The sequence below is a fragment of the Bradyrhizobium hipponense genome (assembly GCF_008123965.1).
Taxonomy (GTDB): Bacteria; Pseudomonadota; Alphaproteobacteria; order Rhizobiales; family Xanthobacteraceae; genus Bradyrhizobium; species Bradyrhizobium hipponense.
In genome coordinates this window covers 1-12,717 of record NZ_VSTH01000084.1, presented here as the reverse complement: position 1 = coordinate 12,717, position 12,717 = coordinate 1, and the positions used below count along the sequence as shown (strand labels likewise).

14 protein-coding genes are annotated in these 12,717 nt (G+C 63.9%); 7 read left to right on the top strand and 7 right to left on the bottom strand.

From position 1 onward, the window contains the following. The first annotated feature begins 87 nt into the window (after window positions 1-87). Together flgA and flgH are read left to right on the top strand one after the other, a co-directional pair. Window positions 88-1,191, top strand: coding sequence for a flagellar basal body P-ring formation chaperone FlgA (gene flgA / locus FXV83_RS24670; RefSeq protein ID WP_235940148.1), 1,104 nt, complete (start codon window positions 88-90; stop codon window positions 1,189-1,191). 3 nt (window positions 1,192-1,194) lie between these two features. Further along, window positions 1,195-1,959: a flagellar basal body L-ring protein FlgH gene (gene flgH, locus FXV83_RS24665; protein ID WP_148742063.1), complete on the top strand. Its 765-nt coding sequence runs from the start codon at window positions 1,195-1,197 to the stop codon at window positions 1,957-1,959. Window positions 1,960-2,222: 263 nt separating this feature from the next. Here the strand turns inward: flgH and FXV83_RS24660 are convergent, their stop codons facing one another. The 3 genes from FXV83_RS24660 to FXV83_RS24650 form a co-directional block, all read right to left on the bottom strand. Then, window positions 2,223-3,002, bottom strand: a complete 780-nt coding sequence (locus FXV83_RS24660) for a 2-keto-4-pentenoate hydratase (RefSeq protein ID WP_148742061.1) — start codon at window positions 3,000-3,002, stop codon at window positions 2,223-2,225. A 520-nt stretch (window positions 3,003-3,522) separates the two neighbouring features. Further along, a complete protein-coding gene (dksA, locus tag FXV83_RS24655) occupies window positions 3,523-3,888 on the bottom strand; it encodes an RNA polymerase-binding protein DksA (protein ID WP_085966600.1) in 366 nt (121 codons plus the stop codon). 213 nt (window positions 3,889-4,101) lie between these two features. Then, the gene (locus FXV83_RS24650; protein ID WP_148742059.1) at window positions 4,102-4,713 is read right to left on the bottom strand and encodes an NAD(P)-dependent oxidoreductase; all 612 of its coding nucleotides are present in this window, start codon (window positions 4,711-4,713) and stop codon (window positions 4,102-4,104) included. 153 nt (window positions 4,714-4,866) lie between these two features. Here FXV83_RS24650 and FXV83_RS24645 point away from each other — a divergent pair, with 153 nt between their 5' ends. Further along, complete coding sequence (locus FXV83_RS24645; RefSeq protein ID WP_148742057.1) at window positions 4,867-5,238, top strand: winged helix-turn-helix transcriptional regulator; 372 nt, start codon at window positions 4,867-4,869, stop codon at window positions 5,236-5,238. Between the two features lie 3 nt (window positions 5,239-5,241). On the opposite strand, the gene FXV83_RS24640 is transcribed toward FXV83_RS24645, so the two are convergent. Next, window positions 5,242-5,655: a flagellar assembly protein FliX gene (locus FXV83_RS24640; RefSeq protein ID WP_148742055.1), complete on the bottom strand. Its 414-nt coding sequence runs from the start codon at window positions 5,653-5,655 to the stop codon at window positions 5,242-5,244. 270 nt (window positions 5,656-5,925) lie between these two features. Here FXV83_RS24640 and FXV83_RS24635 point away from each other — a divergent pair, with 270 nt between their 5' ends. The 4 genes from FXV83_RS24635 to FXV83_RS24620 all read left to right on the top strand — a co-directional run bounded on the left by FXV83_RS24635 (window position 5,926) and on the right by FXV83_RS24620 (window position 8,444). Beyond that, window positions 5,926-7,050, top strand: a complete 1,125-nt coding sequence (locus FXV83_RS24635; RefSeq protein ID WP_148742053.1) for a flagellar basal body P-ring protein FlgI — start codon at window positions 5,926-5,928, stop codon at window positions 7,048-7,050. After that, complete coding sequence (gene flgJ / locus FXV83_RS24630; RefSeq protein WP_148742051.1) at window positions 7,050-7,415, top strand: flagellar assembly peptidoglycan hydrolase FlgJ; 366 nt, start codon at window positions 7,050-7,052, stop codon at window positions 7,413-7,415. Before FXV83_RS24635 ends, flgJ begins: the two co-directional genes overlap by 1 nt. Window positions 7,416-7,427: 12 nt before the next feature. Further along, window positions 7,428-7,925: a hypothetical protein gene (locus tag FXV83_RS24625; RefSeq protein WP_148742049.1), complete on the top strand. Its 498-nt coding sequence runs from the start codon at window positions 7,428-7,430 to the stop codon at window positions 7,923-7,925. Between the two features lie 159 nt (window positions 7,926-8,084). Then, a complete protein-coding gene (locus tag FXV83_RS24620; RefSeq protein ID WP_148742047.1) occupies window positions 8,085-8,444 on the top strand; it encodes a hypothetical protein in 360 nt (119 codons plus the stop codon). 98 nt (window positions 8,445-8,542) lie between these two features. Here the strand turns inward: FXV83_RS24620 and flaF are convergent, their stop codons facing one another. The 3 genes from flaF to FXV83_RS24605 form a co-directional block, all read right to left on the bottom strand. Beyond that, window positions 8,543-8,911 (bottom strand): flagellar biosynthesis regulator FlaF, encoded by a 369-nt coding sequence (gene flaF, locus FXV83_RS24615; protein WP_148742045.1) that lies wholly within the window; start codon window positions 8,909-8,911, stop codon window positions 8,543-8,545. A gap of 292 nt (window positions 8,912-9,203) precedes the next feature. Next, entirely contained in the window at window positions 9,204-11,444 is a 2,241-nt protein-coding gene (locus tag FXV83_RS24610; protein WP_148742043.1) for a DUF1522 domain-containing protein, read from the bottom strand. A 242-nt stretch (window positions 11,445-11,686) separates the two neighbouring features. Next, window positions 11,687-12,717, bottom strand: a 1,031-nt coding sequence (locus FXV83_RS24605) for a DUF1522 domain-containing protein (RefSeq protein ID WP_148742041.1), incomplete at its 5' end; no start/stop codon positions are given.

Sequence of the window (12,717 nt, the reverse complement as noted above, 5' to 3'; positions counted from 1 at the left end):
CACGAACTCCGCTCTCGCCCGGGGCTACCCCCCTCCCTGACCCTCCCCCACAAGGGGGGAGGGAACGGAAAGATCACGTCGCGTTGCTTGTCCTGTCTCGCCACCATCGCTGCCCTTATCGCGCTGGCGCTGCCGGCGCAGGCCGCCGACGACGGCATTGCCGCGCCGACGCTGCGTGCCAGCGTCACCGTCACCTCCGACCTGGTGCGGGTCGGCGATCTCATCGACAATGCGGGCTCGGCCGCGCTGATCCCGGTGTACCGCTCGCCCGATCTCGGCACCACCGGCGCGCTGCCGGTCGCGCAGGTCCTGAGCGTGCTGCGGGCCAAGCAGGTGATCGGCGTGATGACCGGTGACATCAAGGAGGTCGCAGTCACCCGCCTCGCCCGCACGCTCGCCAACAAGGACCTCGAAAACGCGGTTGCCACCGCGCTGGAGCGCCGCTTTGGCCTTGGCGATGCCGCCAACATCACCGTCACCTTCGATCGCGGTATCTCCGAGATGCGGCTGGATGCCTCCAACAGCGGCGCGCTCCAGCCGATCGCGACGCGCTACGACGCACGCAGCGGCCGTTTCGACCTGACGTTCGAGATCAGCAACGACAACAACCCGACGCCGACCAAGCTGCGCTTCACCGGCACCGCGATCGAGACCGTGGAGGTCGCCGTGCTGACGCGGGACATCGAGCGCACCGAGATGCTGAAATCCTCCGACCTCGCGCTGGAGCGCCGGCCGAAAGCGGAGGTTACGGGCGAGCCTGCCTCGCGCGACCGCGCCGTCGGCATGCAGCTTCGCCGGCCGATGCGGGCGGGGACGCCGATCCGGGTTGCCGATATGGCGCGGCCCGAATTCGTGCAGCGCGACCAGAACGTGACCATCATCTACCAGGTGCCCGGCCTCTACCTCACCACGCGCGGCAAGGCGGTCGAGAGCGGCGCCGAAGGCGACATCGTCAGCGTGCTCAACATCCAGACCAAGCGCACGCTGAGCGGCGTCGTCACCGGCCGCGGCCAAGTCACGGTCCAGGGCGCCAGCCAGTCCGCGCCGATGGCCCCTGCGGTCGAGCAGACCTCGTCCCTTCAGCGCGAAACGCCCGCCCCGGCTGCCCCTGCTCCGGCGTCGCAGACCAAAGTCTCGCAAGCCCAGATCCCGCCAGCGCAGTTCCTGCAAGCTCAAGCCAAGTCAGAGTAAGTCATGTCCGCTTTCAGTTCGGCTTCCCGTCTTCGTCGCCTCGCGCTCGCCGGTTTGCTGCTCGCAACCTGCACCCTCGCGAGCGGCTGCTCCTCGATCGACCGCTTGTCGCAGATCGGCGAGCAACCGAAGCTGTCGGCGATCGACAATCCGACGACGCAGCCCGGCTACAAACCGGTGCAGATGCCGATGCCGAAGCCGGAAGTCGCCTCCTACAATCCGAATTCGCTGTGGCGCAGCGGCAGCCGCGCCTTCTTCAAGGACCAGCGCGCCCACCAGGTCGGGGACCTGCTGACGGTGGCCGTCAACATCACCGACAAGGCCAACATCGAGAACGACACTCAGCGCAGCCGCACTAACTCGGAAAATTCCGGGATCAGCGACTTCCTCGGCGCCAAGACGATCACCCAGGCCAACAAGATCTTGCCCGGCCGCATCCTGACCGCCGACTCCACCGCATCCAGCGAGGGCAAAGGCAGCGTCGAGCGCAAGGAAGCTTTGCAGACCAACGTCGCCGCCGTGGTGACCCAGGTGCTCCCGAACGGCAACCTCGTGGTCGAAGGCAAGCAGGAGATCCGCGTCAATTACGAGATCCGCGAACTCGTGGTCGCCGGCATCGTCCGCCCCGAGGATATCCAGAGCGACAACACCATCGATTCCACCAAGATCGCCCAAGCCCGCATCGCCTATGGCGGCCGCGGCCAGATCATGGACGTGCAGCAGCCGCGCTACGGCCAGCAAGTGATGGACGTGTTGCTGCCCTTCTAGCTTTCTCCCGAGCTCCCACATCGTGTTCGCGAACCTAGGCGCGAACGACGATGTACGACGCGGCCCTCGCTAGCTCCCCTGGCGAGGGCCGCATGTATTCAGCGTTGTTACTATTGGGAACTACAAATCGGCGATCAAAGTTTGACCAGGCCGCCAACGCAAACTCCGTCATTCCTAGCGGAGCGAAGCAATCCAGGCTGCCGCCGCGGAAAGATTCTGGATTGCTTGCGCGAAGGGCTCCTCGCAATGACGATGCGGAGACGTCACGTAAACTCCGCCTCCACCACCCCGAGCCCGTCCAGCTCCATCCGCACCTTGTCGCCGGCCTTGAGCCACAGCGTCTTGACCAGGCTGCCCGTCAGCACGAGCTGGCCCGCATGCAGGCCCTTGCCTTCGGCGGCGAGATGGTTGGCGAGCCAGGCGAGGGCGTTGTGGGGGTGGCCGAGCACGTCGGCGCCGGTGCCGTGGCTCACCTCTTCGCCGCCCACGACTGCGTGGCCCTTGACCGCCTTCAGGTCCGGCACGGACGAGCGCGGGACCGACGGACCGAGCACGCAGCCGGCGGCGAAGAAATCGTCCGCGATCAGTGTCGGTGCGCCCATCGTCTCCCATTTCACATAGCGGTCGTCGACGATCTCGATCGCGGGATGATAGGCATCGACGGCTTCGCCGACCCATTCGGCCGTGAACGGCGCCTCGCCGGGCGCGAGGTCGCGCTGCAGCCGGACCGCGATCTCGCATTCGACGCCGACGCGGACATAGTCGGAGGCGGCGAGCTTCACCCCGCTCTCATGCACGCCCTTCTGGAACACACCACCGCCGCAGGGATGCGGGATGCCGATATAGTCCTGCATCACCTGGCTGGTGCAGCCGATCTTGTAGCCGACCAGCGGCCCGAGATGCGGCAGCAGGAGATCATGGAGCGCGCGCTGGACCAGATAGCCTTCGGCCTCGTCGGCGGGCGGAACCTGCAGCGCCGCGAGCGGCGCATGGTTGCGGCGCGCGAGCGCGATCGCCTTTGCGGCCTGGAGAATTTTGTCCATCGGTGCCGCCTCCCACGCTACGCGATCATGCGTGGCAGTGGAGCATCCCCGCTCCGGCCTGACAAGCACGGCCCGGGCCGTGCAGCCGCCCGCCTCGACCAAGCCAGCCGAACCACCCGCACGCTCTGCGGTCGCGGAACAGTCGCGCCTGGTGCGGACCTTTAAGGAAATATTGAGGTGCGCGAGGCTTTATGCGGAGGCGCTCAGCTTGCAGCCTCGCCGCAGGTGACGCGAAAGGCGTGAGTGCAGCGATGCTTGATGTGGCTCGCCCGGCGCCTCAATATTCGAGTCGATCCCGTTGATGCGACTCGCAAAATTCGCCCCACTTGAAGTGAAGCCTGTTTCTCATCTGAACTCACGTGAGCTCGGAGGAGTTGAATCTAGCCCATTGATCGCGATTCAGTTTTCTCAATCGCGGCGGCGGGCGGACGGCTGAGAAACAGCACACAACGCCACCGGCGGCGCGAAGCGGCGCCTTGCGTCCACAAAAACAAAGAGCCGCAACTCTGCGGCTCGGACTTTATTCGTCGCGATAGACCTTCTCGCGCTTCTCGTGGCGCTCCTGCGCCTCCACCGAGAGCGTCGCGATGGGCCGGGCCTCGAGCCGCTTCAACGAGATCGGCTCGCCGGTTTCCTCGCAATAGCCGTAGGTGTTGTCCTCGATGCGCTGGAGCGCAGCGTCGATCTTGGCGATCAACTTGCGCTGGCGGTCACGGGCGCGGAGCTCGATGGCACGGTCGGTTTCGGACGAAGCCCGATCGGCAAGATCGGGGTGGTTCACGTTCTCCTCCTGCAACGCTTGCAGGGTGAGCTTGGACTCTTTGAGGATCTCATCCTTCCAGGCCAGGAGCTTCAAACGGAAGTACTCCTTCTGCCTGTCGTTCATGAAAGGCTCTTTTTCGGTTGGTCGGTAATTTTTCAACTTTTCCAAGGGCGGCCCATCTGTCTAAGCAACGATTCGCACACGGAACAGAGTGCGTTGAGCCGGGCTTATATAGCGGCGTCCTGTGACAGACAATATTTCCCTCCTCCCCGCAGGCCCGCCCCCAAGCCCTTGCACAGGAAGGTTTATCCGCAAGGGCCCGGGGACGGCCGAGACTCAGTAGCCGGCCGTGAAACGCAGCCTCAGGTGGGCGGGACGTTCGATTTCGTCGGCGAGCGCGATGGCGTAGTCCGCGAAGGTGATCCAGCTTTTGCCGTTCGCATCTGCGAGAAGCTGATCCGTCCCGAGCCGGAACTTGGCCGTCCGTTCGCCCTCGATGAACAGGGCCGACGGCGAGACAAAGGTCCAGTTCAGCTCCTTTTCCTGCCGCAGCAGGTCGAGGAAGGCGGAACCCGCCTCGGCCTCAGCCCTGTATTGGGCCGGAAAACCGGGAGTTGTGACCAGCTTCACGCCGGGAGCGACCTCCAGACTGCCCGCTCCGCCGACGACGAGGTAGCGCCCCACCTTCGAGTCCCTGGCCGCGCCGATCAGCTTGTGCGGATCGCTGGCGAGGAAGTGCACGGAACTCACGGCGACGTCATGGCCGGCCCACAGCTTGCTCAGACCGGCCTGGTCAAGCACGTCGCCCTTGGTCGGCGTTACGTTCGGCAGGGTAGCGATCTTCTCGGGATTCCGCGCGATCGCGGTGACGCTATGGCCGCGGCGGGAGAGTTCCTTGGTAATTTCGGACCCGGCCCGGCCCGAGGCGCCGGCAACTGCGATTTTCATGGAAGGTTCCTTTGCTTCTGTGGTAACTAATGGTGACTTGATATCGCAAAGGACGCTGGTGTTAAGAGAGCACTTTGTGCTTACCTGATTACGCGGGAGTAACCGGTAAGCGTGACCAGCAAGCCTAACCGGAACGGATCGCGAGGAACGAGCATGAAGCCCGACGTCTATGCCGCCGATTGCCCAACGCGCCAGATCCTCGACCGCGTTGGCGACAAATGGGCGGTGCTGATCCTGCTGCTGCTGCGGGAGGAGCCGATGCGCTTCAATCGGTTGCGTCGCACGATTGAAGGCATCTCGCAGAAAATGCTGAGCCAGGTGCTCAAATCGCTCGAACGCGATGGCCTGATCAAGCGCCGCGCCATCGCAACCGTGCCGGTGACAGTGGAGTATTCGATCACGCAGCTCGGCGTGACACTCGCCGCCGCCGTCGATCCCTTGCGCGACTGGGCCGAACAGAATCTGAAAGACGTGCTCGCCGCCCAGCGGCGCTACGATTCACAGCAGAAAGAGGAAGCTGCGTAAGCGCTACGCCTGCCCGGCCTTCGCCAGCTCGACCTCGACACGAAGCTCAATTTCGGAGAGCACGGCATCGAGGCCGGAATCGCCCGACGACGATTTCAGGTTCGCGGCGGCATCGCGCAGCCGCATCACGGTCGAAGCGTCGAGATTGCCGGCCAGAAGCCCCATCTTGAGATCGTCGAGCACGTCGAGCGCGGTCTTGCCACGGGCGACCGAGCGCTTACGACGCTCGACCGGATCTTCCTCTACGCCCTGCATCGCGAGCAGCGCGTCGATATTGGCCGTGGCCTTTGGTGCTGCGGCCGCGCGCGTCTCCTGCGCCGACGATGTGTCGGGCAGCACGAAGGTGCCCGAGCCCGTCCGCCTGGCCTGGCTGGCCGGCGTTCCGAGCGTGGTGCCGTTCGGTCCGTAGATGCGCATCGAAGCAATCCGGGTGATCGATGGCCGCAAGCTTCGCCGCTTTATGGTTAATGATGCGTAAACAGCCCGGCAAAAACTGCCGCCAGGCGGCAGTTTCGCTCCTCAGGGCGAACATCCGCTGACGCCGGTCGAAACAGATTTATTCAACCTATTCAACCGCCTAACCCCATTGCCAGATGTTGGCACAGCGCTCGCAAGGAAAGCGTCGGACCAGCTCGTCATGGGAGTGTCGAGCAGGTCCGAGATTTGAGGAGCCTCGGGGAGCAGAGGATGCCAGGCGTTCGTTGGGTGAGATTTTTGGGGGTGGCCTGCGCCGCGCTGTCAGCGCTGGTGCTCTCGGCCGCGTCCGCCAACGCGACCTCACGCATCAAGGATCTCGCCAACATCGAAGGCGTCCGCCAGAACCAGCTCATCGGCTACGGCCTCGTTGTCGGCCTCAACGGCACCGGCGACACCCTCAACAACATCCCCTTCACCAAGCAGTCGCTGCAGGCGATGCTCGAGCGTATGGGCGTCAACATCCGCGGCGCCACCATCCGCACCGGCAATGTCGCCGCCGTGATGGTGACCGGCAATCTGCCGGCCTTCGCGACGCAAGGCACGCGCATGGACGTCACCGTCTCGGCGCTCGGCGACGCCAAGAACCTCCAGGGCGGCACCCTGCTCGTCACCCCCCTGCTCGGCGCCGACGGCAACGTCTATGCGGTAGCGCAGGGCTCGCTCGCAATCTCCGGCTTCCAGGCTGAGGGCGAAGCGGCGAAAATCGTGCGCGGCGTGCCGACCGTGGGGCGCATCGCCAACGGCGCCATCATCGAGCGCGAGATCGAGTTCGCACTCAATCGCCTGCCCAACGTACGCCTTGCGCTGCGCAACGCCGACTTCACCACCGCCAAGCGCATCGCAGCGGCCATCAACGACTATCTCGGGGTCAAGACCGCCGAGCCGATCGACCCCTCGACCGTGCAGCTTTCGGTTCCGCCGGAGTTCAAAGGCAACGTGGTCGCCTTTCTCACCGAGATCGAGCAGCTCCAGGTCGATCCCGATCTCGCCGCCAAGATCATCATCGACGAGCGCTCGGGCATCATCGTGATGGGCCGCGACGTCCGCGTCGCCACCGTCGCGGTCGCGCAAGGTAACCTCACCGTCACCATCTCCGAGAGCCCGCAGGTCAGCCAGCCCAACCCACTGTCGCGAGGGCGGACGGTGGTCACCCCACGCACCGGCGTCACCGTCACCGAGGACGGCAAGAAGTTCGCCGTCGTCAAGGACGGCGTCTCGCTCCAGCAGCTCGTCGACGGCCTCAACGGCCTCGGCATCGGCCCTCGCGACCTCATCAGCATCCTCCAGGCCATCAAGGCGGCGGGCGCGATCGAAGCCGACATCGAGGTGATGTGATGCAGACGGGCATGATCAACAGCGCACACCTCGTCTCCTCCGCGTTCTCCGTGGAGAGCCGCAACGGCCGGCCCGATTTCGAGCTCGCCGCCGCGCTGCAAAAGGTCTCGCCGCAGCAGCAGACCAAGGCGCAGAAGACCGCCACAGATTTCGAGGCGATGTTCCTCAACAGCATGTTCTCGCAGATGACCTCGGGCCTGAAGGGCGAAGGCCCGTTCGGCGACACGCCGGGCACCGGCGTGTGGCGCTCGATGCTGACCGAGCAATATTCAAAGAACTTCGCCAAGGCCGGCGGCGTCGGGGTCGCCACCGAAGTCTACCGCACCCTCATCCTGCAGCAGGCGAAAACCATCCGCACGGCATAAGGTCCCCTCGACATGAACCACTTCAACGCCTCTCGTCAGCCGATGCCCGGGCAACGCCCGAACAACACGCCGGGCAGCGCCGAGGCGCGCAAGCTTGCCGAAGGCCTGATGGATGCGATGAATGCCCTGCTCGGCCTGATCGAGCATGAGACCGAGCTCGTCCGCGCCGGCAAGGTCCGCGAGGCGATGACACTCGAAGTCAAGAAGCAGGAGCTGTCGCGAAACTATGTCGGGGCCGTCAGCCAGCTCAAGGCGAACCAGACCCAGCTGGCGAAATCCGCGCCCGAGCTGCTCTCGACGCTGCATCGCCACCACGACGCCTTCCGCGCCATGCTCCAGGTCAATCTCACCGTGCTCGCCACCGCCCACGCGGTGTCCGAGAGCGTCGTGCGCGGCGTCAATGCGGAGATCCAGAAGCGCAACGTGCCGAACACCTATACGGCGGCGGGGCGCCGCGCGACCCCCGGCCCGCGCCATATCACGCCGCTCGCCGTCAGCCGCTCGCTCTGAGCGCACGCGAAAATCACCTGCAATTTTATGAAAAATTGCGCGGCGAAATCGTCGCGCGGTTAGGCACGTTCGCTAACCGGGTCTTCAAACCTGGTGTTCCATGGTTGCGTATTGAGAGGGGTTGGGATTTGACTCACGTGAGGCAACCAGGAGGCTGCCATGAGTACAGATTTCAGCATCAGGCCGGTGGGGATACCGGCCCCCGTGCAGATCGTAACGACGTCGAACGCGGCGGCGAATGAAGCCGTGCAAACCGATTTGCCGGTGAGCCAGACGGTCGCCGCAAGCGATAGCAGCGCGGCTGTGCGCAACGATCTGCACGGCAACGAAAACGTCTCACGCCAGGTCGTGTTCGACCAGGCGGCCGCATCCTTCGTCTTCCAGGTCGTCAACGAGAGGACCGAGGCGGTGGTCAATCAATTTCCCGACGAAGCGATGCTGCGCCGGCGAGCCTATTTCCATGCACTTGATCTGAAGTCCGAGCCCTCGCGTCCGCTCAATACGGACCTCAGCGCCTGACGATCAATTATCGCGCGTCGCGACAGCGGTGTCGAGATAGGTCGAACCGGTCGCGGGATCCGTGACGACGTTCCTGATCTGCGCCTTGCCGGTGTCGGTCACGCCCGGCCTGACAGTCCCGCAGCGATATTGCGGTTGATCTCGATCAGCGGGCGGAAGTGATCGAACTGCGGGCTCATCTGCAGCGCGGCGGTCTGGCTCAGCACGAACACGCTGATGTTGGCGATCTTCTGCCGGACGTCGATCGGCTGCGGATTGTTATCGCGCATCGCTTCGCTGAGGAAGATGGTCCAGAGCTTGCGATTGAACATCAGGGCCTGCATCGTCTGCTCGCTGAGCGGATCGGCGTTGTTGATCGCATCCTGAAGCTTGTTCGCTGCCTTTAGCAGAGTCTGCGCCTCGACGTCGCGAGGAGATGCTGTGGTCGTGGCAACACGCGCGTAAGCCGAGGCAGCGGAATTCGACATCAATCACACCTTGGAGGTTACCTAGCCCGTTGAACGCGCTTAAGGATTTCTTTCCCAACCCTAGGCAGCACCGCTTAAGATTTGCTTACGTGAGAGACCGGAAGCACTCCGGACAATTACGGGCCGCGGATTCTTCCTCACGCCCAAGCTAGATGCGCGTGCGTGCGCTGTAAACGATCGCGTCTATCATGCGCTGATTTCGGCTAATCTTGTCTTAGCAATCTCGCTCAAAAGGAACGGCGAGGCCCTGGCCTCGGCGCGATTTCGGATGCGGAGATTCTCAAGCTCAGGATTAGCGCAGCAGCTGCAGCACGCTCTGCTGCGACTGGTTGGCCAGCGACAGCGCGGACACCGCGATCGACTGACGGGTCGAGAGCGCCTGGCTGTTGGCCGCTTCCTCGTTGGTGTCGGCAAGCGTGAGGTTGGACGAGCCGGTTTGCAGTACGTTGATCAGGTTCTTGGAGAAGTCCTGACGCACCTGCACGATCGAGAGGTTCGAGCCGAGCGCAGAACCTTCCGAGCGCAGCGTGCTCGAGGCGGCGTTCAGGCTGGTCAGCACCCTGTTGGTGGCGCCATTGTCGATGAAGTCGATACCGTTGACGAGGTTGCTGAGGCCGAGGCCGGCCGCGTTGAAGACCACGCCGTTGATGCCGAGTGTCGAGCTGCCGGTCTCGTTGAAGATCAGCTTCAGCGTATCGCCATTGAGCAGGTTCACGCCGTTGAAGGAAGCATCCTGCGAAGTCGTGTCGATCTGCGCCAAGATGTTGTTGAACTGGTTGACCAGGTTTGAGCGCGCCGTCTGCGCGACCGGATCCTGGATCGGCGGCTGGGCGGTCGTGAAAGCGATCACACCCGTGATCGTGCCGGCGACCGCGCCCCCGGCAGTCACCGAGCCGAGAGTCGAGGAGGCATACTCGTTGACGGTGGTGATCGTGAGCACGCCGTTGGCGTCGATCGTTGCGGTCAGATGGTTCGCCTGCAGCTGAGAGTTCAGTTGATCGAGCGTCTTGACGGTGCCGTTGGTACCATCACCAAAGGTCACGTTGACCGGCGTGCCGCCGTTGAACGAGGTAAAGGTCAGGGTCTTGCCCGAGATGCTGCCCGGTCCGGGCGCGCGACCAGCAGTGAAGGCCGTGCCGGTGCCGGTCGGACCGGTCAGGCCGAACGCGGACAGCGCGTTGCCCGTGCCGGTGATCGACAAATCCGCCGTGGTGCCGGTGCTGAGCTTGAGGGCGCCGTTGACGACCGATGAAAGCGACGAACCGCTCGCCGCAACCACGGCACCGCCGCTGACGATGCCGGCGCCCGAGGCCAGGTCGATCGCATTCAGTGAATCCTGAACGCTTGCGCCCTGGAGATACACGACGGAGTTGCCGTTGTTGTCCGTCACGATGTTGCCGATCTTGGTGGACCCCGTCGGAGCAGCAGCAGGAGCCGCCGCGTTCTTGAACGACACCGTCTTGCCATCAACGTTCAGCGTGGAGCCGTCGTCAACAAGCGTACCCAGCGTCGCCGAGGTCGTCAGCCGTGCCTTGGTAACACTGACGTTGCCGGAGCCGGTCGCGGTCGTCAAACCGAGCGCCTTCAGCAAGTCGGCCTTGCCGGTGACGCTGAGATCGGCGCCCGTTCCGGTGGTGAGGGTCAGAACACCGCCGGCGATGGCTGCGTTGGTGCCTGACGAGCTCGACAATGTCGCAGTGCCGCCCGCGATAGCGGCCTTTTGCACGCCGCTCGCGAGATCGATCGCGTCCATCACGTCCTGGACCGTCGCGGCCGGGACGGCATTTGTCCCGAGGTAAACGGTGGAATTGCCATTGCCGTCAGTGACGACGTTGTTGTTCCTGCCGGAACCGGCGGGAACGCTGGCCACCGCAGGCGCAGCGCCGGCCCTGAACGTGATGGTCTTGCCGTCGACGATCATCACATCGCCGTCCGAAGGCGCGCCGTTCGCCGCGATGGTGGTGTTGCTGGGCGTGCCGAGCAGGGTGAGACCCGGCGCAAGGCTGTTTGCCGTACCGGCACCGTCGGGAGCTGCAAATCCTGCCAGTGGCTGCGAGAGGCCACCGAGCGTGGTCGCGCCGGTGATCGGAGTCGTACCACCAGCAGTACCGTCGGTGACGACATTGCCGGTTGCAGTTGCGTACGTATAGCTCGTGGTGCCGCGAAGATCGGCAGGCGTTGCACCGGGGATCGTCGTCGTGATGTTCGACTTGGTCGAATAGCCGACGGTGGTCTGGAGCGCCTGGTTCGCGATCGATTTGGCGCTGTCGATCAGCTTTTGCAGCGAGGTGATGCCGGTATTGGCCGCCTGCAGCACCTGCACACCGTTATTGATTCCGTCGAGGAGATTGCTGATGTCGCTCGCCCGGTTGTCCAACCCTTGCGCCGTGAAGAAGTTGGTGGGGTTGTCGAGCGCCGTGTTGACCTTCTTGCCGGTCGAGAGGCGCTGCTGTGTCGTGGCCAGCAGGTCGGCCGTCGACTGCAGTGACAACAGGTTCTGGCGAACCGACGCCGAGAGAACGATGTTGGACATGGCGGGTCTTCCTCTTGAACCGGGTACGAATCGGGGCTCGCCGATCTGGAAGGCGGGCTTTTGTCCAGTTTTAGGGGCTGTCCTTTAAAGTATGGTTAACGGCGGTTTAAGAGATACGGTTAATGCCTAGTTAGCGCCCCTTCCCGGCCTCGGCTGCGGGATCTGCACCTTCCCTGCACACGCAAAAAAGCGGCGGGGCCGAGGCCCCGCCGCCGTATTTGCCTTGCGATTGCCGCGACTTACTAGCGGAGCAGTTGGAGCACGCTCTGCTGCGATTGGTTGGCCAGGGACAGCGCGGAGACCGCGATCGACTGGCGGGTCGACAGCGCCTGGCTGTTGGCCGCTTCCTCGTTGGTGTCGGCCAGCGTCAGATTGGAAGAGCCGGTCTGCAGCACATTGATCAGGTTCTTGTTGAAGTCCTGGCGGATCTGCACGACCGAGAGGTTCGAACCCAGGGTCGAGGCTTCCGACCGCAGGGTGCTCGAGGCCGAGTTCAGGCTGACGAGCACCTTGTTGGTCGCGGCGTTGTCGATGAAGTCGGTGCCCTGAACCAGGCCGGCCAGACCCAGACCCTTCGAGTTGAAGGTCACGCCGGTGATGTTCAGGGTCGATTTGGCCGTCTCGTCGAAGACGAGCTTGAGCTGGTCGCCATTGAGCAGGTTGACACCATTGAATGACGCGTCGACCGACGTGGTGTCGATCTGCGACATGATGTTGTTGTACTGGGACACGAGGTTGGAGCGGGCGGCCTGCGCCACGGGATCAACGGTCGGAGTCGTCGCGTTTGTCCAGCTCAGGGCCGAAGTGATCGTGCCACCGATGGTGCCGCCCGCGACTGCCGAGCCGATCGTTGAGGAGGCGTACTCGTTGGTCGCGGAGATTGTGAGCAGGCCATTGGCATCGATGGTAGCCGCAAGGTTGTTGGCTTGGAGAGCCGTGTTGAGCTGATCGAGCGTCTTGACCGTGCCATTGGTGCCGTCGCCGATGGTGACGTTCACCGCCGTGCCGCCGTTGAAGGAGGAGAAGGTCAAGGTCTTGCCGGAGACGCTTCCGGATGCAGGCGTTCGGCTCGCTGTGAACGCGGTCCCGGTGCCGGTCGAACCGGTCAGGCCGAGCGAAGACAGCGCATTACCCGAACCGGTGATTGACAGATCCGTGTTGGCGCCGGTGGAGATATGCAGCGAACCGGCGACCAGCGAGGAGTTGGTCTGACCGGTTGCGGTGCTCAGCGTCGCCGTACCGCCGGAGTTGGTTGCGGTCTGCACGCCGGTGG